Below are 20,728 nucleotides of genomic sequence, written 5' to 3'. Positions count from 1 at the left end.
GTGCGGAACTGTGACCGGCTCGCGTCACCGGCGTCCGCCGGTGCACGGCACCGTCGAGGAATACGGAGCCGAGCCGCCCGGCGTCGCGCCGTGGCGCCCGGCTCCCGTCAGGGAGAGGCACCGCCGATCATGAATGTCCGCCGCAGCGCCGCGGTCGTCGCCGTACTGGCCGCCACAGCCGGGGTAGGCACCGGACTCGGTACCGGTTTCGCACCGGCCGCCCTCGCCGACGACACCGCCCCCGCCGCGCCGTCCGCGTCGCCGTCGCAGGCGATACCCACCGGGCTCTACGGGTCGACGGACCCCAAGTTCGACGGTGTCTGGCGGCAGTCGCTCACGCTGGTCGCCCTCGACGCCGTGGGCGACAAGCCCGGCGCCGGGGCCGTCGACTGGCTGCTCGGCCAGCAGTGCGCCGACGGGGCGTTCGCGGCGTACCGCCCCGACCCCACCGCCCCGTGCGACACCAAGACCGCCGTCGACACCAACAGCACGGCCGCCGCGGTGCAGGCGCTCGCCGCCGTCGGCGGGCACGACGCGCAGGCCGAGCGGGCCGTCGGCTGGCTGAAGGCCAACCAGAACGACGACGGCGGCTGGGGCTTCACCACCGGCGGGCCCAGCGACGCGAACTCCACGTCCGTCGTCATCGGCGCGCTGGCCGCCGTGGGCGGGACGCCCGGCGGGCAGAAGAAGGCCGGCCACTCCCCCTACGACGCCCTGCGTGCCCTCTCCCTCCCCTGCGCCGCCGGCACCGAGGGCAGCGGTGCCTTCGCCTACCAGCCCGACAAGAAGGGCGGGCTCGCCGCCAACGCCGACGCCACGGCCGCCGCCGTGGTCGGCAGCCTGGGAGAGGGGTTCGTCGTCGACGCCGGGAAGACCGGGGACTCTGGGAGGGACTCCGGGAGGGACTCCGGGAGCGCCTCCGCCTGTGCCGTTGGTACCTCGCCCGAGGACGCGGCGCACAACGGTGCCGTGTACCTCGCCGGGGCCCTCACCTCCGACGGCTACCTGAAGTCCGCCCTCGCGGGCGCCGAGGACCAGCCCGACCTCGGCAACACCGCCGACGCGGTCGTGGCGCTGGCCGCCGCCGGGGACAAGGACGCCACCGCGAAGCCGCTCGCCTGGCTGGAGAAGAACTACGGGCCCTGGGCGGCGAAGTCCGGCCCCGCCGCGTACGCCCAGCTCATCCTCGCCGCGCACGCCGCCGGCACCGACCCGCGCGACTTCGGCGGCGCCGACCTCGTGGCGCGGCTGACCGAGACCGGCCCGGCGCGGGACGTGGCCGACTACCGCAGCGTGCCCGGCGACGACACCGCCGACGGCGGCGGGGACGACGGCGGCGTCGCGACCGGAGTGGTCCTGGGCGCCGGACTCGGACTCGCCGCGCTCGCCGGGGCCGCGCTGACGCGCCTCACCCGGAAGCGGCGACGGGCATGACCCGCACCGGCGGGCGCGTCACGGCCGCGTCGGCGGCGACCCTGCTTCTGCTGTGCGTGCTGGTGGGGCTGGGCGGGCCGGCCCATGCCGCCGCCTACCGGTACTGGTCGTTCTGGGACCGGGGGGCGGACGGCTCCGGCTGGGTGTACGCCACGCAGGGGCCGTCGACGGCGCGGCCCTCGGACGGGGACGTCCAGGGCTTCCGGTTCGCCGTCAGCAAGGGCTCCGACGACGCCGCCGAGCCGCGCGGGGCCGCCCGCTTCGACGCCATCTGCTCGGGTACGGCCGCCCGTGACGGGCAGAAGCGGATCGCGCTCGTCCTCGACTTCGGCACCGCCGCGGACGCGCCGACGGGTGAGACGCCCCCGCCGGCGCGCACCGCCTGTGCGCGCGTGCCGTCGGACGCGACCACCGCCGACGCGCTGGCCGCCGTGGCGAAGCCGCTCCGGTACGACACGAACGCGCTGCTGTGCGCGATCGCCGGGTATCCCCGGAAGGGATGCGGGGAGGCGATCACCGATGACGGCCCCGACGCATCCGGCACGTCCGACGCGACCGGCACCTCCGACGCGACCGACGACTCGGCCGCCTCCGACAACGCCCGCACGTCCGACGAGAAGGGCCCGTCCGTCGGCCTGTTCGTCGGGGTCGGCGCGGTCGCGGCGCTCGGCGCGGCGGCGGCGTGGCAGGCCGGGCGACGCCGCCGTGGCTAGCCACGGACCGTCGGCCTGCGGTGCGGGGGACCCGCGGGGCACCCGCCCCACGGACTCCCCGCACCACAGGCACCGCACCCACCACCTGCACCCCCTCGCCTGGTGGCTCTGGGCCCTCGGGCTCGGGACCGCCGCGTCGCGCACCACCAACCCCCTCCTCCTGGCCCTCCTCATAGCCGTGGCGGGGTACGTCGTGGCGACGCACCGGACGGACGCCCCGTGGGCCCGTTCGTACACCGCGTTCGTGAAGCTCGGCCTGGCGGTGCTGGTCATCCGGCTGGCCTTCGCCGTGGTGCTGGGCTCGCCCGTCCCCGGCACGCACACCCTTCTCACGCTCCCCGAAGTCCCGCTGCCCGACTGGGCGCAGGGCATCCGCCTGGGCGGCCGGGTGACCGCGGAGGGCCTGCTGTTCGCGCTGTACGACGGGCTGCGCCTGGCCGCGCTCCTGATCTGCGTGGGTGCCGCGAACGCCCTCGCGAACCCGGCCCGGCTGCTGAAGTCACTGCCGGGCGCCCTGTACGAGGCGGGCGTGGCCGTGGTGGTGGCGATGACGTTCGCCCCGCATCTGGTGGCGGACGTACAGCGGTTGCGGGCCGCCCGGCGGCTGCGCGGGCGGCCCGACCGGGGCATCCGCGGGCTGCTCCAGGTCGGACTGCCCGTGCTGGAGGGCGCGTTGGAACGGTCGGTGGCCCTGGCCGCCGCCATGGACTCACGCGGGTACGGCCGCACCGCCGAGGTCCCGGCCCGCGTCCGCCGTACGACGGCCGCACTGACCCTCGGCGGACTGCTGGGCGTCTGCGCGGGAACGTACGGCGTACTGACCGCGGCCGGCGGCACCTACGGTCTCCCCGTCCTGCTCACCGGCCTGGCCGCCGCGCTCACGGGCCTGCGTCTGGGCGGCCGCCGCTCGCCCCGGACCCGCTACCGGCCGGACCCGTGGGGCGTACGGGCGTCCCTGGTGGGCGCGTCGGGCGCGGCCGTCGCCGTCCTCCTGGTCCTCTGCGAGGCGTACGACCCCGTCGCCCTGCACCCCACCGTCGTCCCCCTCACCGCCCCGGACCTCCCGCTGTGGCCGGCCGCCGCGCTCCTGGTGGGCCTGCTGCCGTCGTTCGCGGTGCCCGGTCCCCCGGCCCCGGCGACCCCCGCGAAGGTCCCCGCGCCCGCCACCCCCACGACCGCCGCCGCTGCCACAGTCACCGACCCCGGCAAGGAAGACGCATGATCCGCTTCGAGGACGTGTCCGTCACATACGAAGGCGCGGCCGAACCCACCGTCCAGGGGGTCGACTTCGAGGTTCCGGAGGGTGAACTCGTCCTGCTGGTCGGGCCGTCGGGCGTCGGCAAGTCGACCGTGCTGGGCGCGGTGAACGGCCTCGTGCCGCACTTCACCGGGGGCACCCTGCGCGGCCGGGTCACGGTGGCCGGCCGGGACACCCATACCCACAGGCCGCGCGAACTGGCCGACGTGGTGGGTGTGGTGGGGCAGGATCCGCTCGCTCACTTCGTCACGGACACCGTCGAGGACGAACTCGCGTACGGCATGGAGTCGTTGGGTCTGGCGCCGGACGTGATGCGGCGGCGGGTGGAGGAGACGCTGGACCTCCTCGGCCTCGCCGGTCTCCGCGACCGGCCCATCGCGACGCTCTCCGGGGGCCAGCAGCAGCGTGTCGCCATCGGCTCGGTGCTGACCCCGCACCCCGATGTCCTGGTCCTGGACGAGCCGACCTCCGCGCTGGACCCGGCGGCGGCGGAGGAGGTCCTGGCGGTGCTCCAGCGTCTGGTCCACGACCTCGGCGCGACGGTCCTGATGGCGGAGCACCGCCTCGAACGCGTCATCCAGTACGCCGACCGGGTCGTCCTCCTCCCCGCGCCGGGTGCCCGCCCCGTCCTGGGCACGCCCGCCGAGGTGATGGCCGTCTCCCCCGTCCACCCCCCGGTGGTGGCCCTGGGCCGCCTGGCCGACTGGACGCCGCTTCCCCTGACCGTGCGGGACGCCCGCCGCAGGGCGGAACCCCTACGAGCCCGCCTGGCCGCCCACACCCCGCCCCACACCACCCCCGCCCAGGGGCGCGGGCAACCGCGCGCCCAGCCAGACACCACGCGCGCCCGGCCCACCCCCCAGCACCCCGTCCCCTCCCCCGCACCCGCCTTCCCCCGACTGCGCCGCCTCCTCTCCCGCGAACCGGCCCCGGACCCCGTCAGCCCGCCCGAGTCGGCCACCGCACCCGCACACCCTTCCGCCCTCGCCGAAGTCACCTCGCTCGCGGTGCGGCGCGGCAGTGTCCCCGCTCTCCGCGGCGTGGACCTCACCGTCACCCCCGGCGAGACCCTCGCCCTCATGGGCCGCAACGGCGCCGGCAAGTCCACCCTCCTGTCCGCCCTGGTCGGCCTGGTGCCCCCGACAGCCGGTTCCGTACACGTAGGCGGGGCGCGACCGCACCGGACGGCGCCGAGGGACCTCGTACGCCGGGTCGGTCTCGTACCGCAGGAGCCGAGGGACCTGTTGTACGCGGACACCGTCGCGACCGAGTGCGCGGCGGCGGACCGGGACGCGGGCGCGGAGCCGGGCACGTGCCGGCGGCTGGTGGACGAGCTGCTGCCCGGGGTGACGGACGCCACGCACCCCCGTGATCTGTCGGAGGGCCAGCGGCTGGCGCTCGCCCTCGCGGTCGTACTGACGGCCCGGCCCCCGCTGCTGCTCCTCGACGAGCCGACCCGGGGGCTCGACTACGCGGCCAAGGCCCGCCTGGTCTCGACCCTGCGCGGGCTCGCCGCCGAGGGCCACGCCATCGTGCTGGCCACGCACGACGTGGAGCTGGCGGCGGAGCTGGCCGACCGCGTGCTGATCCTCGCCGACGGTGAGGTGGTCGCCGACGGCCCGACCGCCGAGGTGGTCGTCGGCTCCCCGTCCTTCGCCCCGCAGGTCACCAAGATCCTGGCTCCGCAGAAATGGCTGACCACGACCCAGGTGAGCCACGCCCTCACCGCCCTGCGAGGGGCCGAGCGGGGGCGACCGTGACGAACCCCCCACCCCCGACCGACTTGCCCGACCGGACCGACCCGGCCGACCCGGCCGACCGCACTCGCCCCACCGGCCCCGGCCCCCACCCACACCCACACCCAGCCCGCCCACGCCCCCGCCCCGTCCCCCTCTCCCCCCGTTCCCTCCTCGCCCTCGCGCTCGTCAGCCTCATCGGGGTCGCCGCCTTCGCCTGGCCCTTCTTCGCGTCCCCCGAGTCGCAGGTCGGCGCGCACGCGCAGGACGCCCCCTGGCTGTTCGCCGGTCTGCTCGTGCTGCTCGTCGGTGTCGTGGCGGCGACGATCTCCGAGGCGGGGATGGGCGCGAAGGCGGTGGCGATGCTCGGGGTGCTCGCGGCGACCGGCGCCGCGCTGCGCCCGATCGGGGCGGGGACGGCGGGGCTGGAGCCCATGTTCTTCCTGATGGTGCTCAGCGGCCGCGTCCTCGGCCCGGGGTTCGGCTTCACGCTCGGCGCGGTGACGATGTTCTCGTCGGCGCTGCTGACCGGCGGTGTCGGGCCGTGGCTGCCGTTCCAGATGCTGTCGATGGGCTGGTTCGCGATGGGCGCCGGGCTGCTGCCGGGCGCCCGGCGGCTGCGGGGCCGTGCCGAACTCGTGCTGCTCGCGGCGTACGGCTTCGTCGCGGCCTTCGCCTACGGCACGGTCATGAACCTCTACGGCTGGCCCTTCATCGACGCGCTCGCCTCGAACATCGCGTTCCACGCGGACGCCTCCCCCGCCGCCAACCTCGCCCGGTTCCTCGCGTACTGCCTGGCCACCTCCCTCGGCTGGGACCTGGGCCGGGCCGTGGTCACCGTCGCCCTGACCCTCACGCTCGGGGCCCCGGTGCTGCGGGCGCTGCGGCGGGCCACGCGCCGGGCCGCCTTCGAGAGCGCGGTCACATTCGACCCGCCCACTCCTTGAACGCGGAGTCGGGCCCCGTACACGGAGCGTCGGGTGCGCGGTGAAGCACCCCACAGGGCGCAGGTCACATACGAAGCGGGGCCGTAGATCGAAAAGCGTGGCATGACCACGTCGCAATGGCAGCTGACCTGCGGATTGAGAGCCAGGTCACAGAGCACCCCCTCCCCCCGCATACGGCCACAACTAGCAAAAGGGGTGTTTGCGGACAGGTCCCCCCGGCTGCTTCTGTGGACGAGTCGCACGGCGCCGACCACCCACACGGGCTCGGCGCCGACGTACGCCCCCACCGCATCGCATGCGGTGAAGGCATGCCCGCGACGTCAACGTCCCCGAAGAAAAGGTTCCCCGTGACTCGCACCCTTCTCCGCCGCATCGCCTCCCCGAAGAAGGCCCTCGCCGGCACCGCCGTCGTCGCCGCCACCGCCGGTGCGCTGCTCGCCGCCGTGCCCGCGCAGGCCGCGTCCTCGGAGGCCGCGCAGGCCCAGGCGACCGCGAAGAAGATGATCGCGAACTCCGCTCAGTACACCTGCTTCTCCAACATCGTCGACCACGAGAGCGACTGGAACCCCAACGCGACGAACGCGTCCTCCGGTGCCTACGGCCTGGTCCAGGCTCTCCCCGGTTCGAAGATGGCCTCCGCCGGTTCCGACTGGAAGACCAACGCCGCCACGCAGATCAAGTGGGGCCTGGACTACATGAAGGACCGCTACGGCAGCCCGTGTGGCGCGTGGAACTTCTGGCAGGCCAACAACTGGTACTGATGCGCGCCACGCGGTACTGATGCGCCACGCGGTACTGACCCGCCACGGCGACCAGCCGGATCACAGCTGAAGGCGGCGGCCCCCCGATCCCCGGGGCCGCCGCCTTCGCCTTCCCCCCGTCCCCCGCGCTTCTCCCCCGTCCCCCCGCGTCTTCACCTCGTCCCCCGCGCCTTTCCCTCGTCCTCTCCGCCGGGTCAGTCGGGCAGGGTGAAGGGCGTCGCCCGGGGAAGTGCCGCCGCGATCAGCGCCACCTCCGCACGCCACTCCACCCCGACCCTGATCCGGACCAGCCGATCCGGTACGGCCAGCCGTCGCAGCCGGAGCCTGCTCGAACCGTTCCTCCCCTGACGGAACGACTCGACGACGACACGGCCGACCGGATCGGCCCACCCCGAGCCGGTGCCGGGGCCGCTCTCCGAGCCCGGCGGCCCGAGGTCGAGCAGGATGAACCTGCGCCCGGTCAGCGCCAGGACGACGGGTCGGCTCCCCCGCCCCGCGAACCCGCCGCACTCCCCCTGGCAGCAGGTCCGCACGGTTTCCCCGCCTCGAAGGACCGGAGCGAGCAGTTCCCTGAACCCGGCGCCCCGCTCCCCTCGCGGGCCCCCGGGACCACTCCTCGGGTCCTCCACCGGCGGTTCTGGCATCGGTCCGCCCTCCGGATACGCGGTACGCGGAGCGCACCCGTCCCCGTCGTCCCCCGCTCTCCCCTCCCCTCCGCACTCCAGGCTCGCAGCGCGTCCGGCGTGGCACTGCCGGGTGAACCCTCCTTCCCACGGCGGGTTTTCCCTCCTCTCTGCGGACAGGGCGGGCCGGGGGCGGCCACAATGGGCGTATGCCAGCGGCAGGAGTCGTCCCGACACCGGTCCCCTCCTGGCCACGGGGGAGCGACAGCCGGGATCCGGACCGGCCACGCCGGCCGGTCGTGCCCCTCGTACTGGGGGTGGCCGGTGTGCTGGTCGCCTCGACGGCGATCGTCACCACCTGGCACCGCGCCCCGTATCCGCTCTGGCTGTGGCTGCCGGTGCAGTCGGCGGGCGCCTCGTTCGTGGTGTGCGGGGCGGTCCTGCGGGTGCGCCGGCCGGCGAACGGCACCGGGCGGCTGATGACGCTGGTGGGGTTCACCTGGTACCTCGGCGATCTCCAACTCGCCGACAGCCGGGCCCTGTTCGCGATCGGCTTCTGCTGTTACCACCTCACGTACGCCGCGATCGGCCACCTCGTGCTGGCCCTGCCGGCGGGCCGGCTCTACCACCGCCACGAGCGGCCGGTCGTCGCCCTGCTGTACATCGCGTCGGTGGGGACGCAGATCGTGCGGTACGCCGCCGAGTACCCCCCGCAGCCGCAGCAGTGGGGCGACCCGTCGGCACCGTACTCGGTGTGGTCGCCGATCGGCAGTGTGACCGTCGCCGCGCTCACCGTGCTGACGGCGGCGTTGGTGGTGCGCCGCTGGTCCACGGCCGGGCGGCCGGTCCGCCGGGCCTACGCGCCGGTGTGGCTGACGATGCTCGCGCTGGGCGGTGTGGTCGTGCTCGGCGCGGGTGCGGCGATGCTGCGGGCGGCGCCGGACGTCCAGCAGTTCGCGCTCCTCGGGTACGCGCTGGGTCTGATCGTCACACCGGTCGCGCTCGTCGCCGGTCTGGTACGGGTCCGGATGGCCCGGGTCCGGGTGGCGGACCTCGTCGTACGGCTGGAGGAGTCCGCGGAACCGGCGCACGTGGAGGAGGCCCTCGCGGAGGCGTTGGGCGATCCCGGGCTCGAACTGTGGTTCCCGCGTGGGGAGTCGGCGTCGGAAGGCGACGGGACGGCCCGTTACGTACGGGCGGACGGGGTCGCCGCCGAGGCCGACGCCGACGGCCTCGCCCGTGACGGCAGTTGTGTCACCCCGGTCGTCCGGCGCGGTGAGCTGCTCGCGCTGCTCGTCCACGATCCGGCGCTGCGCGAGCAGCGCCCGCTGGTGGACACCGTGCTGGCGGCGGCCGGGCTGGCCCTCGACAACGCGCGTCTCCTGGCGGCGCAGCGGGCTCGGTTGGCGGAGGTACGGGCCTCGCGGGCGCGGCTCGTGCTGGCGGCCGACGCCGAACGCCGGCGCATCCAGCGGGATCTGCACGACGGGGTGCAGCACAAACTGCTGGTGATCTCGATGCTGGTGGACCGTGCCCGAGCCGCCGGGGCCCCGCCGGTCGGGCAGCGGCCGTCCGGGTCGGCGGACTCCGATCTGGCCGCCGCCTCCGCCCACTTGACCGAGGTCCTGCGCGAACTGCGGGCGCTGGCCGAGGGCATCCATCCGCCCGCCCTGGCCGAGCAGGGCCTGGCGGCGGCCGTGGAGGTCCTGGCCGAACGGGCGCCGCTGCCGGTCGTACCGGACATCCCCGACCGGCGGCTGCCCGAACACCTGGAGCGGACCGCGTACTTCATCGTCACGGAGGCGTTGAGCAACGTGTACAAGCACGCAGGGGCGACCGAGGCACGCGTCCGGGTGGACGACGGCGCCGGGGGTCTGCTGGTCATCGAGGTCACCGACGACGGCACCGGCGGCGCGGATCCCGCCGGGGGCACGGGGTTGCGGGGGCTGGAGGACAGGGTGGGCGCCCTCGGCGGGCGGCTGCGGGTGCACAGCCCGCGCGGCGCGGGTACGCGGCTGGTCGCGGAGCTGCCATGCGGATCGTGATCGCCGAGGACTCCGGCTTACTGCGGCACATGCTGGCCGAGACGCTGGCCGCGCGCGGCTTCACCGTCACCGCGCAGGCGGGCACCCTTCCGGAGGTGCTGCACGCCGTGGCGGCGGACCCGCCCGACGTGGCCGTCCTCGACATCCGGATGCCACCCGACCACCGCGACGAGGGGCTCCGGGCCGCCGAGCGGATCCGGGCCGACCATCCGGGCACCGGGCTCCTCGTGCTGTCCCACTACGCGGAGACGTCGTACGCGATGCGGCTGCTCAAGGCGGCCGACCAGGGGGTGGGGTACCTCATCAAGGACCGGGTGCGGGACACCGACCGGCTCGTCGACGCGATCAAGCGGGTCGCCTCCGGGGAGGTCGTGGTCGACCCCGAGGTGGTGCAGCGCGTGCTGACCCGCCCCCGCAGGACCGATCCGCTGGCCGCGCTGGTCCCCGTGGAACGGCAGGTGCTGGCGCTGATGGCGGAGGGCCACTCCAACACGTCCATCGCGAGCCGCCTCAGCTACAGCCTCAAGACGGTCGAGAAGCGGGTCACGGCGATCTCCCAGAAGCTGGGCCTGCCCCACCCGGAGAGCCATGAGCGCGCCCATGTGAACCTCCGGGTGCTGGCCGTCCTGGCCTATCTCCGCAGCACCCGTCCCGCCCCGGACCCGCCGTCACCGGCGTGACGCACCGGCCGTCGCGCGGCCGCCACTGCCCCTGTGGACGCTGCCCCAAGAGACAATTCCGCGCGCTCCCCGCCCGCCCGTACGTTCGTTGCGACCCCAGGACGACTTCCGGGCAACTGCCGTACCGCGCACGGGACATGAGCCCGTGCGGGCGGTGCGGCGACCCGTGTGACGAGGAGATCCCATCGTGCGCAACCGCATCACCGCGACCGTCGTGGCCGCAGCGGCCTCCGTGGCCCTGCTCGGCGGCTCCGGCCAGGCGCTCGCCGCCGACACCGCGCCCGCCGCGCCGTCGCAACTGACCGTGGACGCCTACAAGACATGGCTGAAGAGGGCGCCCGGCGGCGGCCCGACGCTGAAGGCGTTCAGCAGGCTGCCCGTGGTCAAGCAGCGGGCGTTCGTCGGCTACCTACAGAACGCCCGCGTGTTCAAGGCGTTCGGTGTCACGCAGACCGGCGCCATCCCGAGCAAGGCGAAGACGAAGACCGTCCGCTACAACAAGGACGTCACCTTCACGAGCACCACGGTCGCCGCGTCCCGTACGGCGAAGTCCACGAAGACGGTCAGCCTGTCCGTGACGGCGACCGAGCGGATCTTCGACATCCCGGTCACCAGCGCCACGACCACGCTGTCCTACGAGACCGGCAAGGGCGGCCTGATCACCGGCAAGGGCCGGAAGGCGGGCCACAAGGGCACCAACTTCAACGCCGCGTTCACGGTGAAGGCCGATGCGACGAAGTTCGCCCCCGAGGCGAACATGCTGGACGCCGTCACCCACTGGACCGCCACACCCCGGTTCAAGAGCGCGGGCACCAAGCCGATCAAGAAGCTCCAGGTCCTCACCGGCCTGGGCGACCACGGCACGGCGACGACGTTCAGGACCGTCGGGAGCTGACACCGCCCTACGGGCACAAGGAGGCGGGCGCCGCGCACGGGCCCGCCCCCCGTGGGGAAATCCGGTTGGCCCCGCCCGGCCGCCGCCCCGGACCACCTACGGATGGGGCAGACCCTCCGCGAGACGGTCCCCCGGCACCGCGCACGTGCAGTCACCCCGCACGGGCTCCTTCCCACCGGCCCGCACGAACGCCTCCCAGTCGTACCGGTCACCCCGATAAAAGACGGGGCGGTGCAGGACATCCACGCCCACGACCACCAGCGGTCCCCGGTACGCGCCGTCCGCCTGCGCGCCGCCCTCGACCTGGCCCGCGCCTGGTGCTTCTTCCACCTGTTCGACGACGGCAACGCCCGTGCCGTACTCGTCTCGGGCACCGCCCGTCGCGCCGCTCACGCGGACCGCTCCTCTCCGCCGCACCGGCACTCGAACCAGACGGTCTTGCCGTCGCGCCACCTGCCCACACCCCACTTGTCCGCCACGGCGTCGACCAGCACGAGCCCCCGGCCGCCCTCCGCGTAGGGCGACATGTCGGTGCGCAGGACGGGGAGCTGGTCGGACCCGTCCGTCACCTCCACCCGGACCCCGGCCGGCGACCGCAGCAACAGCAGGGTGCAGCGGCGGTCCGGGACATGCCGTACGACGTTGGCGAGCAGCTCCGTGACCCCGAGTTCCACCGCGTCGGTCAGGTCCGGCATCTCCCACTCGTCGAGGTAGGAGCGGACGATGCGGCGGACGTGATGCGCGGAGTGCTCACCCACGGTGAAGCACATCCGGTGCTGGGCGGGACGAGCGCCCAGAACGATGGGGGGAATGTATCCGTTCACCCCACAAGGGTGACCTGGCGCAACTACTGTCGGCGACAGAACGGACACAACCCGTACAACAGTGAGTTCAAGCTTCAACGAGGGGACAGCACGATGACCCAGATCAACACCCTCGACCCCGGCGCCTCACCGCTCGACTACTACGGCTACGAGTTGCGGCGCTGCCGGGAGGCCGCGGGCCTGACACAGAAGCAGTTGGGGAGCATCCTGGGCTATACGGCATCGCTGATCGGCCAGATCGAGACGGCGAGGAAAGTTCCGACGCTGGAGTTCAGCGAACGGGCGGACGTGGCGCTGGGAACCGATGGGTTGCTGTCGCGCCTCCTGACGCTGGTGATGCGCAGCCAACTCCCGAGCTGGTTTCAACAGGTGGCGGAGCTGGAAGCACGAGCCACAGCGATCCACGTCTTCCAACCGCTACTTGTGCACGGCCTGCTTCAGACGGAAGCCTACGCGGGTGCCGTGTTCAGCGCTGTGAACGACCGTGACCTGGACAATCGCATCGCGGCGCGGATGGCACGGCAGCGCATCTTCGAGAAGGACAAGCCGCCGGTGTTCTGGGCGGTACTCGGTGAGGCCGTGCTTTACCAGAGGCTTGGCGGTCCTGACGTGATGCGAGGCCAACTGCTGAAATTGTTGGCCTGCGAGAAGAACCCCTACGTCAACATCCAGGTACTACCGTTCGCCGCCGGAAGCCACGCCGGCTTCCCAGGAGCGTTCGACATCTTCCGTTTCTCGAACGACCCCACCATCGTGTACAGCGAGGACTACGAAACGGGCCACGCGACCGCCAATCCAGACGCGGTCGAGAACCGCATGCTCCGTTACGATCATCTGCAAGCTGCCGCTTTGTCCGTCAAGGACTCGGTGGAGCTGATCCGGCACGTGATGGAGGAACGCTATGGGGAGCATCCCTCGCCTGACCAGCGCCCAATGGCGTAAGTCGAGCTACAGCACGGACACCGGCGGCTCCTGCGTCGAATGCACCCCCCTCGGCCCCCTCACCTGGCGCAAGTCGTCGCACAGCGGCGACCAGGGCGGTGATTGCGTAGAGATCGCCGCAACCCCCGCCTCCTCCCCCAGCCCCACCCTCCTCATCCGAGACTCCAAGAACCCGGCGGGACCCCATCTCACCCTGGGCCCCGCCGCGTTCACCACCTTCCTCGGCTGGGCCTCTACAGCCGCTGGATGATCGTCCCGGTGGCGAGTCCTCCCCCGGCGCACATCGTCACCAGGGCGAACTCCTTGTCCGTGCGCTCCAGTTCATGCAGTGCCGTCGTGATGAGCCGCGCTCCCGTCGCCCCCACCGGGTGACCGAGCGCGATCGCACCGCCGTTCACGTTGACCTTCCCCAGGTCCTGCTCGAAGACCCGCGCCCAGCTCAACACCACCGACGCGAACGCCTCGTTGATCTCGACGAGGTCGATGTCGCGGAGCGACATCCCCGCCTTGCCCAGCACCGCCTTCGTCGCGTCGATCGGGCCGTCGAGGTGGAAGTGGGGGTCGGAGCCCACGAGGGCCTGCGCGACGATCCTCGCCCTCGGCCGTAGCTTCAGCGCCCGCGCCATCCGCTTCGACGCCCACATGATCGCCGACGCGCCGTCGCTGATCTGGGAGGAGTTGCCGGCGGTGTGGACGGCGGTCGGCATGATCGGTTTCAGGCGCGCGAGCGCCTCCGCTGACGTGTCCCTGAGGCCCTCGTCGCGGTCCACGAGGCGCCACATGCCCTGCCCGGCGGCCTGTTCCTCCTCGGTCGTGGGGACCTGGACGGCGAACGTCTCCTTCTTGAAGCGTTCCTCGGCCCAGGCGACGGCGGCCCGTTCCTGCGAGAGCAGGCCGAGCGCGTCGACGTCCTCCCGTGTCAGGTCCCGGTGGCGGGCGATGCGTTCGGCCGCCTCGAACTGGTTGGGGAGGTCGACGTTCCACTCGTCGGGGAACGGTTTGCCGGGGCCGTGCTTGGAGCCCGACCCGAGCGGGACACGGGACATCGCCTCGACGCCGCAGCTGATGCCGACGTCGATGACCCCCGCCGCGACCATGTTGGCCACCATGTGCGACGCCTGCTGCGAGGAGCCGCACTGGCAGTCGACGGTCGTCGCGGCCGTCTCGTACGGCAGGCCCATGGTCAGCCAGGCCGTGCGCGCGGGGTTCATGGACTGCTCGCCGGCATGGGTGACCGTGCCGCCGACGATCTGCTCGACGCAGTCGGCGGGGATGCCGGTGCGGCCGAGGAGTTCGCGGTAGGTCTCGCCCAGCAGATAGGCGGGGTGCAGATTGGCGAGCGCGCCACCGCGCCTGCCGATGGGGGTGCGTACGGCTTCGACGATCACGGGTTCCGCGGCCATGGGGATCCTCTCAACGGTTACCCGCGCGGCGCGGGGCGTCCCGGCCCGGCCCGCCACGCAGAACTAGTACGCGTTCTAGTTCTCCTGACAGCGTGCCGATGCGACACTCATCGCCGCAAGGGTCGTGCACGGCGCACACGCGATCCGCGGGCGGATTCCGCCGTGCGCGGGCGCACCACGCGCGCGGGAACCCGAAGGTCACCCCGGCTCTCACGGCGCGCCACTGGGCCGCGGGGGTGACACCGCGAAGGTAATCGCCCCTCACTCCCACTCCCTTCGTACGGATGAAGCGCCCGGTGTCACGTGGCAGGCCTTCGGTGGCGCTGCTGCGATGTGGGGGTCCGCGCCACCCCGCACAAGGAGACGACCACTTGTCCGAGCAACAGCACGAGCAGGCGGAGCGGAGCGTCGGGGAGTTCACCCTCGCCACCCCCGTGAGCGCCGAACCGACGGCACCCCGGACGTACACGGCACCCGAACCGGACGCGCGGTGGGAGCTGCCGCACGGCTTCGCGCACGTCTTCCACGGCGAGGGCAACCGGGGGATCACCCGGCCGGTGCTCATGGCCGACGGCTTCGACCTCGGCAGGAGCGAACTGGAGCGGCTCTACGCCGGCCTCGACGGCGGCGCCTACCCGCTGCTGAGCGAGCTGCGCCGCCGGGGCCGTGACGTGATCCTGCTCGGCTTCGACGAGCGCAGCGCCTCCCTCCTGGACAACGCCGACGCCGCGATCTCCGCGATCCTGCGGACCAGAGCGGAGCAGTCGGGGGACACGCGGCTGACCGTGGGCGGCTTCAGCATGGGCGGCCTGGTCACCCGTTACGCCCTCGCCAAGCTGGAGACGCAGCGGATGGACCACCGCACCGCCGTGTACTTCTCCTACGACACCCCGCACCGCGGCGCCGTCGTCCCCGTCGGCCTCCAGGCGTTCTCGCACTTCGTCCCGGTGCCGAACCCGTTCGCCCGGCAGATGAACAGCCCGGCCGCCCGGCAGATGCTGTGGCGGCACTACAACCCGGTGACCGGCGACACCGCCATCGCCGTCGAGCGCACGCAGTTCCTGACCGCGCTGTCCAAGGTCGGCGGCTGGCCCACCGTGCCGAGGAGACTGGCGCTCGCCAACGGCCGCGGGGACGGCACGGGCCTCGCGATCCCGCCCGGTGGGACCGCGCTGAAGGTGGAGCGGATCTACCCGGGGACGGCCTTTCACACCCAGGCGCAGGGCAAGGACATCGTCGTCGCCGAGCTGAAACGGCGGTTCCCCCCGGCCGAACGGACGGTGCTGACGAGCGACTTCCCCGAGTTCGACGGTGCCCCCGGCGGCACCCTGCGCTCGTACGGCATCCTCGCCGACATGTTGCGGAGGTTCGGCGCCGACGTCGACCTGCGGCACGAGCACATCTGCTTCGTCCCCACGGTCAGCGCCCTCGCGATCCGCGACCTCGACCAGCAGAAGGACCTGTACGCGGCCGTCGACGACCTGGACCCGCACGAGTCCGAGGCCGACGACTTCCTCTGCTCCTCGGACACGACGGCGCACACCGCCATCACCCCGGAACTCGGCGCGTGGCTGCTGGACCGGCTGCCCGACTGACCGGGCCCGACGGATTCGGGTCGCCGTAGCCCTTGCGACTTGTAGAACGCGTTACTACGGTCACGGCGACCCGGATAACTGATGGCCCGTCAGAGACGGTCCGTCGGAGACCGTCTGAGCGACGGGAGTCGACCATGCCCTGTCCAGCGCTGCCCGACGGGTTCGACCTCACCGACCCGGATCTCCTCCACCATCGTGTGCCCCTCCCCGAGTTCGCCGAGCTCCGCCGCACGGAACCGGTCCACTGGGTCCCGCAGGCACCGGGCCTCGCGGGCTTCGGCGACGAGGGCTACTGGGCCGTGACCCGGCACGTGGACGTCAAGTACGTTTCCACGCACCCCGAGTTGTACTCGTCGTTCCTGAACACCGCGATCATCCGGTTCAACGAGCACATCGAGCGGGACGCGATCGACGCGCAGCGGCTGATCCTGCTGAACATGGACCCGCCGGAGCACACCCGGGTACGACAGATCGTCCAGCGCGTCTTCACCCCTCGGGCCATCCGCGCCCTGGAGGACAACCTGCGCGACCGGGCCCACGCCATCGCGCGCGAGGCGCTCGCCCAGCCCGGCCCCTTCGACTTCGTGACCCAGGTCGCCTGCGAACTGCCCCTCCAGGCCATAGCGGAGCTGATCGGCATCCCGCAGGACGACCGGGCGAAGATCTTCGAGTGGTCGAACCGGATGATCTCGTACGACGACCCGGAGTACGCCATCACCGAGGAGGTCGGCCAGGAGTCGGCCACCGAACTCATCGCGTACGCCATGAACATGGCCGCGGACCGCAAGCAGTGCCCGGCGAAGGACATCGTGAGCACGCTGGTCGCCGCCGAGGACGAGGGGAGCCTGGCCTCGGACGAGTTCGGGTTCTTCGTGCTGATGCTGGCGGTCGCGGGCAACGAGACCACCCGCAACGCGATCACGCACGGCATGCACGCCTTCCTCACCCACCCCGACCAGTGGGAGCTGTTCAAGCGGGAGCGCCCGGCGACGGCCGCCGAGGAGATCGTCCGCTGGGCCACGCCCGTCAACTCCTTCCAGCGGACCGCCACCCAGGACACCGAACTCGGCGGCAAGCGGATCAGGAAGGGCGACCGCGTCGGCATCTTCTACGCCTCCGCCAACCACGACCCCGAGGTGTTCGACAACCCCGACACCTTCGACATCACCCGTGACCCGAACCCGCATCTGGGCTTCGGCGGCGGTGGCCCGCACTTCTGCCTCGGCAAGTCCCTGGCGGTGCTGGAGATCGACCTCATCTTCCACGCGATCGCCGAAGCCCTGCCGAACCTGCGGCTCGTCGGCGACCCGGACCGGCTGCGCTCGGCCTGGATCAACGGGGTCAAACACCTCCAGGTCAGCGCGGGCTGACACCCCCGCCCCCGACTCGGGCCGACGGCCTCCCGGCGCCGTCGGCCCGTCCCCCGCGCCCGCGCGTCCCAACGGCGTCCCAGAGCCTCCCCGTTCGCACAGGTCAACGGGGGTGGGACGGTCCCACCGTCCCGGCGCGGCGGTCGCTGTTGCCGAGGGTTCCCGGCTGCCTGAACCTGTGGACGTCGCCGCCGTCGTCGGGGGAACCGAGACGACGGCGCGCCTCATTCACCGGGGGTCCCCGCCCGTCCAGCGTGGCACCGGCTCCCATCCGTTCATGCGTCACACACCGAAGGAACCCTCGTGAACAAGTCCCGCATGGGCCGCGCGATCGCGGCCTCGGCCGTGCTGATCGGCAGCGGCGCCATCGTCTTCGTCCCCGCGTCGGCGGCCTCGGCCACCGAGGACGACTGCGACGGCATCGCCGTCATCGGCCGCTTCCGGGCCGTCGAGTCCGGTGCCTCGTTCGACTTCCGGGGCCGCCGCGTCGAGTTGCAGAACGAGTCGGCGCTCGACCGCTACAGCCGCGCCGAGATCAAGTCCGGCCGCAGGGCCGGCGACCGGCTGTGGGTCGACCGCAGCTTCCGCTCGTTCCCCGACTTCAAGGGCATCGTCAGCGACGGGGACGCCAAGCGCGACGGCTGGAAGATGTGCGGCCCCTACACCGGCAGCCGCACCCAGTCCGTCTACAACTCCAACTACGCCGCCCGCGCCTGCGGGGAGTTCGACGGCATCACCAAGTGCGGCAAGTGGTACGTGGACTGACCCATCCCCACGACGGGGCACCGAACCGGCGCCCCACCCCGTGACCGCACCCCACAAGGCCGCCCCCCCGTCCCCCGAGGACGGGGGGGCGGCCTTGTCGGCGTACCGGGGCGGCACACGACCACGATTCCTCCCCCGAACTGTGAACCGCCTCCGATGATTCTCTGACCGGACTCTGAGAGAAGGCTGAGAGCATGCTGGGCAAGCCGAAGCGCTGCCGGAATCCGAGATCCTTGGAATTCCGGACAGCGCTTGTTTTGCTGCACGGACAGAAAATTCAGGATTCCCTCAGAATTGACCGGCCCTCCTTATCCTCTATTGACGGGGACACGATCTCCGCCCGATAGTTGTGCGCAGTCGGCGGACACCCCCAAAACTCCGCCCCTCCTCATGGAGCAATCAATGGCATTCGCGCACCGCGGAAACGGTTCGACTCGGCGTTTCCGCACCGCCGGGACCCTCGCAGCTCTGACCATGGGTGCCTCCCTGCTCGCGGCCCCCCAGGCATTCGCCGCCGGCCCCACCCAGGCCGAACTCCTCAAGGCGTGCAACTGGGCCAGCCTCTGCAACTTCCACCCGCAGAGCTACTGGGGCTACACCGGCCCGAAGCACCAGGTGGGAAGCACCGCCTACAACTGCGGCACCAACACCAACCAGCACCGTATCGACTGGTCGGACACCACGACCGCCGCCAACACGATCGGTGTCTCCGTCTCGGCGACGTACAAGTTCTCGCTGGTCTTCGAGGCCTCCGTCGAGACCAGCTACAGCCACACCTGGGAGAACTCCCACACGGACACCGAGTCCAACACCATCAACATCTCGCCGCGCAGCGTCGGCTGGCTGGAACGCGGCACGTCGAAGCAGCAGGCAAAGGGCTGGTGGGAGATCCAGTTCAAGAACAAGTACTACGACCACTACGTCTGGTACATCTACGACTTCCAGCAGTCCGGCTTCAACAAGGACAACCCGAAGTTCGGATACGTCAACTTCAAGGACCGGAAGATGACCTCCGCCGAAATCGGCGCGCACTGCTGAACGGGCCGCAACGCTCGTCGTAGGAATGTTCATGCGTGATGCGAGGAATTCTTCCGTGATATCAAGGATCCAAAGAATTCATTCCCCGCTCGGAATTCTCGTCCTCGCGGTCTGCTCGCTCCTGCTGCTCTCCGGCTGCGGCGGACCGGCCGGCGGCAGTCGCGCCGGCCACGCGGAGCGCGAGCCGGCCGTGATCGGCACCGACGGCTCCCCCGAGAGCCGGGTCGTCGCGGCGATCTACCGCGAACTCCTCACCGCCGCCGGGCAGAAGGTACGGACGGCGGACACCGCGTACGCGTCCCCCACCCACACCGCCCAGGCCGTGGTGGACGGCGAGATCAGCATCGCGCCCGCCTACGAGAGCACCATGCTGCGGGCCCTGCCGGGCGGCCAGACGATGCCCGGCAACATGGAGGCGACGCTGAGCATGGCGCTGCCTCCCGGGATCGTCGCCCTGCCGGCGGCCGCGGCGCAGCGCGGGCTCGTCGTCGCGGTCACCAAGGCCACCGCCGACCGGTACGGGCTGCGCGGCCTCGACGACCTCGGCGCGGCGAAGGACCGTCTCACCCTCGGCGGCCCCGCCTCCGGCGACCCCGGCGCCCCGTCCGCCGCCTCCCTGAAGAAGGCGTACGGCGTCACCCTCACCCCGGCGGGGACCTCACGGACGGCGGACGTGCTGGTGCTGCGCAGCGGCGACCCCGCGCTCGCCCGCGGCGGACTGGTCGTCCTCGGCGACCCCGAGTCCGTCGTCCCGCCCGAGCACGTCTTCCCGCTCATCAGCGCACCCGCCGTGGACGCCACCGGCAGGGCGGCCCTCGCCCGCGTCAATGACCCCTTGACGACAGGGCAGTTGGCCACGCTCGCCGCGTCGGTCGAGGCGGGCGAGGCTCCCGGCAAGGCGGCCAGGACCTGGCTGCGCGCCCGGGGCCTGCTGCGCTGATCCCCCGTCGACCCCCGCATTCCCGCTCGTTCAGAACTCCCGCTCACTCAGAACTCCCGCTCACTCAGAAATGGTGGTCCTCCCATGCGCAGCCTCAAGCGCAAGATCGCCGCGGCGGCACTCGTCGCGGGCACCGTCCTCGGCACGCTGGCGGTCCCGGGCACGGCCTTCGCCGGCACCAAGAACGTCCAGCTCCGGGTCTGCAGCGGCTCGAACGAGACCGTGAAGTTCTTCTTCGTCGGCGAGAACCAGTACGGCGACTGGGTCGGCTCCCGGTTCTGGGAGATCGCGCCGAAGGGCTGCACCACGGCCGAGGGCTACTGGTGGGTGGCCGGCCGCTCGGTGGAGTTCCACCACCGCAAGCCCAGCACGGGCTGGCGCTGGGAGCCCCGGCTCATCTCCGCGAACGACACCAGGGACGGTGCCACGTACGACCTGTGGATCGGCTGACGGTCAGCCACGGACGGGGTCGCGTGGGCCGCTTGTGGCGGTCCGCGGGGCCCCGTCGTCCGTCTTCCCGTCGTCCTCGTCCGTGCCCGGGGCTGCCCGTGGTCCGGTCAGGAGGTGGGTGAGGGCGAAGCCCGCGCCGACGACCGCGGCCCCGCCGACCGCGTCGAGGACCCAGTGGTTGCCGGTCGCGACGATCGCGGCGACCGTGAACGTCGGGTGCAGCAGGCCGAGCGCCTTCATCCACCACCGTGGGGCGACGATCGCGATGGTCAGCCCGCACCACAGCGACCAGCCGAAGTGCAGCGAGGG

The 20,728-nt window shown here is 72.3% G+C and carries 22 protein-coding genes; 17 read left to right on the top strand and 5 right to left on the bottom strand.

The features are described 5' to 3' along the window. The first annotated feature begins 129 nt into the window (after positions 1-129). The 6 genes from SMA5143A_RS34750 to SMA5143A_RS34725 all read left to right on the top strand — a co-directional run bounded on the left by SMA5143A_RS34750 (position 130) and on the right by SMA5143A_RS34725 (position 6,849). Positions 130-1,434 (top strand): prenyltransferase/squalene oxidase repeat-containing protein, encoded by a 1,305-nt coding sequence (locus tag SMA5143A_RS34750; RefSeq protein WP_107466810.1) that lies wholly within the window; start codon positions 130-132, stop codon positions 1,432-1,434. Then, complete coding sequence (locus SMA5143A_RS34745; protein ID WP_107466809.1) at positions 1,431-2,147, top strand: SCO2322 family protein; 717 nt, start codon at positions 1,431-1,433, stop codon at positions 2,145-2,147. Before SMA5143A_RS34750 ends, SMA5143A_RS34745 begins: the two co-directional genes overlap by 4 nt. After that, on the top strand, positions 2,140-3,369 hold the full coding sequence (locus SMA5143A_RS34740) for an energy-coupling factor transporter transmembrane component T (RefSeq protein WP_258193908.1): 1,230 nt from the start codon (positions 2,140-2,142) through the stop codon (positions 3,367-3,369). Before SMA5143A_RS34745 ends, SMA5143A_RS34740 begins: the two co-directional genes overlap by 8 nt. Then, a complete protein-coding gene (locus tag SMA5143A_RS34735) occupies positions 3,366-5,165 on the top strand; it encodes an ABC transporter ATP-binding protein (protein ID WP_107466808.1) in 1,800 nt (599 codons plus the stop codon). Before SMA5143A_RS34740 ends, SMA5143A_RS34735 begins: the two co-directional genes overlap by 4 nt. A 23-nt stretch (positions 5,166-5,188) precedes the next feature. Next, positions 5,189-6,088, top strand: a complete 900-nt coding sequence (locus SMA5143A_RS34730; protein WP_258193907.1) for an ECF transporter S component — start codon at positions 5,189-5,191, stop codon at positions 6,086-6,088. Positions 6,089-6,396: 308 nt separating this feature from the next. After that, entirely contained in the window at positions 6,397-6,849 is a 453-nt protein-coding gene (locus tag SMA5143A_RS34725; RefSeq protein ID WP_107466824.1) for a transglycosylase SLT domain-containing protein, read from the top strand. 194 nt (positions 6,850-7,043) lie between these two features. Here SMA5143A_RS34725 and SMA5143A_RS34720 read toward each other — a convergent pair whose 3' ends face one another. Next, positions 7,044-7,382: a hypothetical protein gene (locus SMA5143A_RS34720; RefSeq protein ID WP_107466806.1), complete on the bottom strand. Its 339-nt coding sequence runs from the start codon at positions 7,380-7,382 to the stop codon at positions 7,044-7,046. A gap of 299 nt (positions 7,383-7,681) precedes the next feature. On the opposite strand from SMA5143A_RS34720, the gene SMA5143A_RS34715 reads away from it, so the two are divergent. The 3 genes from SMA5143A_RS34715 (at position 7,682) to SMA5143A_RS34705 (ending at position 11,092) form a co-directional block, all read left to right on the top strand. Then, entirely contained in the window at positions 7,682-9,517 is a 1,836-nt protein-coding gene (locus SMA5143A_RS34715; RefSeq protein WP_146193996.1) for a sensor histidine kinase, read from the top strand. Continuing rightward, a complete protein-coding gene (locus SMA5143A_RS34710; RefSeq protein WP_107466804.1) occupies positions 9,505-10,197 on the top strand; it encodes a response regulator transcription factor in 693 nt (230 codons plus the stop codon). The genes SMA5143A_RS34715 and SMA5143A_RS34710 overlap by 13 nt, the downstream gene beginning before the upstream one ends. Positions 10,198-10,384: 187 nt before the next feature. Then, positions 10,385-11,092 (top strand): hypothetical protein, encoded by a 708-nt coding sequence (locus SMA5143A_RS34705; protein ID WP_107466803.1) that lies wholly within the window; start codon positions 10,385-10,387, stop codon positions 11,090-11,092. A gap of 96 nt (positions 11,093-11,188) precedes the next feature. Here the strand turns inward: SMA5143A_RS34705 and SMA5143A_RS34700 are convergent, their stop codons facing one another. Beyond that, a complete protein-coding gene (locus tag SMA5143A_RS34700; protein ID WP_107466802.1) occupies positions 11,189-11,485 on the bottom strand; it encodes a hypothetical protein in 297 nt (98 codons plus the stop codon). Then, positions 11,482-11,916, bottom strand: coding sequence for an ATP-binding protein (locus SMA5143A_RS34695; protein WP_258193906.1), 435 nt, complete (start codon positions 11,914-11,916; stop codon positions 11,482-11,484). Before SMA5143A_RS34695 ends, SMA5143A_RS34700 begins: the two co-directional genes overlap by 4 nt. A gap of 93 nt (positions 11,917-12,009) precedes the next feature. On the opposite strand from SMA5143A_RS34695, the gene SMA5143A_RS34690 reads away from it, so the two are divergent. Together SMA5143A_RS34690 and SMA5143A_RS34685 are read left to right on the top strand one after the other, a co-directional pair. Beyond that, positions 12,010-12,858, top strand: coding sequence for a helix-turn-helix domain-containing protein (locus tag SMA5143A_RS34690; protein WP_107466800.1), 849 nt, complete (start codon positions 12,010-12,012; stop codon positions 12,856-12,858). Further along, positions 12,818-13,108 (top strand): DUF397 domain-containing protein, encoded by a 291-nt coding sequence (locus SMA5143A_RS34685; protein ID WP_107466799.1) that lies wholly within the window; start codon positions 12,818-12,820, stop codon positions 13,106-13,108. The genes SMA5143A_RS34690 and SMA5143A_RS34685 overlap by 41 nt, the downstream gene beginning before the upstream one ends. Here SMA5143A_RS34685 and SMA5143A_RS34680 read toward each other — a convergent pair. Beyond that, positions 13,092-14,261, bottom strand: coding sequence for a steroid 3-ketoacyl-CoA thiolase (locus tag SMA5143A_RS34680; RefSeq protein ID WP_055542344.1), 1,170 nt, complete (start codon positions 14,259-14,261; stop codon positions 13,092-13,094). The two genes, SMA5143A_RS34685 and SMA5143A_RS34680, sit on opposite strands and share 17 nt — an antisense overlap. Positions 14,262-14,632: 371 nt before the next feature. Here SMA5143A_RS34680 and SMA5143A_RS34675 point away from each other — a divergent pair, with 371 nt between their 5' ends. The 6 genes from SMA5143A_RS34675 to SMA5143A_RS34650 all read left to right on the top strand — a co-directional run bounded on the left by SMA5143A_RS34675 (position 14,633) and on the right by SMA5143A_RS34650 (position 20,419). Further along, positions 14,633-15,856 carry an esterase/lipase family protein gene (locus SMA5143A_RS34675; RefSeq protein WP_258193905.1) on the top strand — a complete coding sequence of 408 codons (1,224 nt, stop codon included), beginning with the start codon at positions 14,633-14,635 and terminating at the stop codon, positions 15,854-15,856. Between the two features lie 134 nt (positions 15,857-15,990). After that, entirely contained in the window at positions 15,991-17,226 is a 1,236-nt protein-coding gene (locus SMA5143A_RS34670) for a cytochrome P450 (protein ID WP_107466797.1), read from the top strand. Positions 17,227-17,529: 303 nt separating this feature from the next. Continuing rightward, positions 17,530-17,991, top strand: coding sequence for a hypothetical protein (locus tag SMA5143A_RS34665; protein WP_099964180.1), 462 nt, complete (start codon positions 17,530-17,532; stop codon positions 17,989-17,991). Positions 17,992-18,393: 402 nt separating this feature from the next. Next, a complete protein-coding gene (locus SMA5143A_RS34660) occupies positions 18,394-19,029 on the top strand; it encodes a hypothetical protein (RefSeq protein WP_107466796.1) in 636 nt (211 codons plus the stop codon). 55 nt (positions 19,030-19,084) lie between these two features. Continuing rightward, positions 19,085-19,969, top strand: a complete 885-nt coding sequence (locus SMA5143A_RS34655) for a glycine betaine ABC transporter substrate-binding protein (RefSeq protein ID WP_258193904.1) — start codon at positions 19,085-19,087, stop codon at positions 19,967-19,969. A gap of 84 nt (positions 19,970-20,053) precedes the next feature. Then, complete coding sequence (locus SMA5143A_RS34650; RefSeq protein WP_107466794.1) at positions 20,054-20,419, top strand: hypothetical protein; 366 nt, start codon at positions 20,054-20,056, stop codon at positions 20,417-20,419. Between the two features lie 3 nt (positions 20,420-20,422). Here the strand turns inward: SMA5143A_RS34650 and SMA5143A_RS34645 are convergent. Continuing rightward, a partial coding sequence (locus tag SMA5143A_RS34645) for a phosphatase PAP2 family protein (RefSeq protein ID WP_181362154.1) occupies positions 20,423-20,728 on the bottom strand: 306 nt, incomplete at its 5' end.

Origin of the sequence: Streptomyces sp. MA5143a, from assembly GCF_900290235.1 — a bacterium.
Lineage (GTDB): Bacteria > Actinomycetota > Actinomycetes > Streptomycetales > Streptomycetaceae > Streptomyces.
This window is presented reverse-complemented; position numbering and strand designations above follow the sequence as displayed.

Coding starts and splice junctions, on each gene's coding strand:
- SMA5143A_RS34750 (WP_107466810.1), top strand. CDS start 130: ATGAATGTCCGCCGCAGCGCCGCGGTCGTCGCCGTACTGGCCGCCACA.
- SMA5143A_RS34745 (WP_107466809.1), top strand. CDS start 1,431: ATGACCCGCACCGGCGGGCGCGTCACGGCCGCGTCGGCGGCGACCCTG.
- SMA5143A_RS34735 (WP_107466808.1), top strand. CDS start 3,366: ATGATCCGCTTCGAGGACGTGTCCGTCACATACGAAGGCGCGGCCGAA.
- SMA5143A_RS34725 (WP_107466824.1), top strand. CDS start 6,397: ATGCCCGCGACGTCAACGTCCCCGAAGAAAAGGTTCCCCGTGACTCGC.
- SMA5143A_RS34715 (WP_146193996.1), top strand. CDS start 7,682: ATGCCAGCGGCAGGAGTCGTCCCGACACCGGTCCCCTCCTGGCCACGG.
- SMA5143A_RS34710 (WP_107466804.1), top strand. CDS start 9,505: ATGCGGATCGTGATCGCCGAGGACTCCGGCTTACTGCGGCACATGCTG.
- SMA5143A_RS34690 (WP_107466800.1), top strand. CDS start 12,010: ATGACCCAGATCAACACCCTCGACCCCGGCGCCTCACCGCTCGACTAC.
- SMA5143A_RS34685 (WP_107466799.1), top strand. CDS start 12,818: ATGGGGAGCATCCCTCGCCTGACCAGCGCCCAATGGCGTAAGTCGAGC.
- SMA5143A_RS34680 (WP_055542344.1), bottom strand. CDS start 14,261: ATGGCCGCGGAACCCGTGATCGTCGAAGCCGTACGCACCCCCATCGGC.
- SMA5143A_RS34670 (WP_107466797.1), top strand. CDS start 15,991: ATGCCCTGTCCAGCGCTGCCCGACGGGTTCGACCTCACCGACCCGGAT.
- SMA5143A_RS34660 (WP_107466796.1), top strand. CDS start 18,394: ATGGCATTCGCGCACCGCGGAAACGGTTCGACTCGGCGTTTCCGCACC.
- SMA5143A_RS34650 (WP_107466794.1), top strand. CDS start 20,054: ATGCGCAGCCTCAAGCGCAAGATCGCCGCGGCGGCACTCGTCGCGGGC.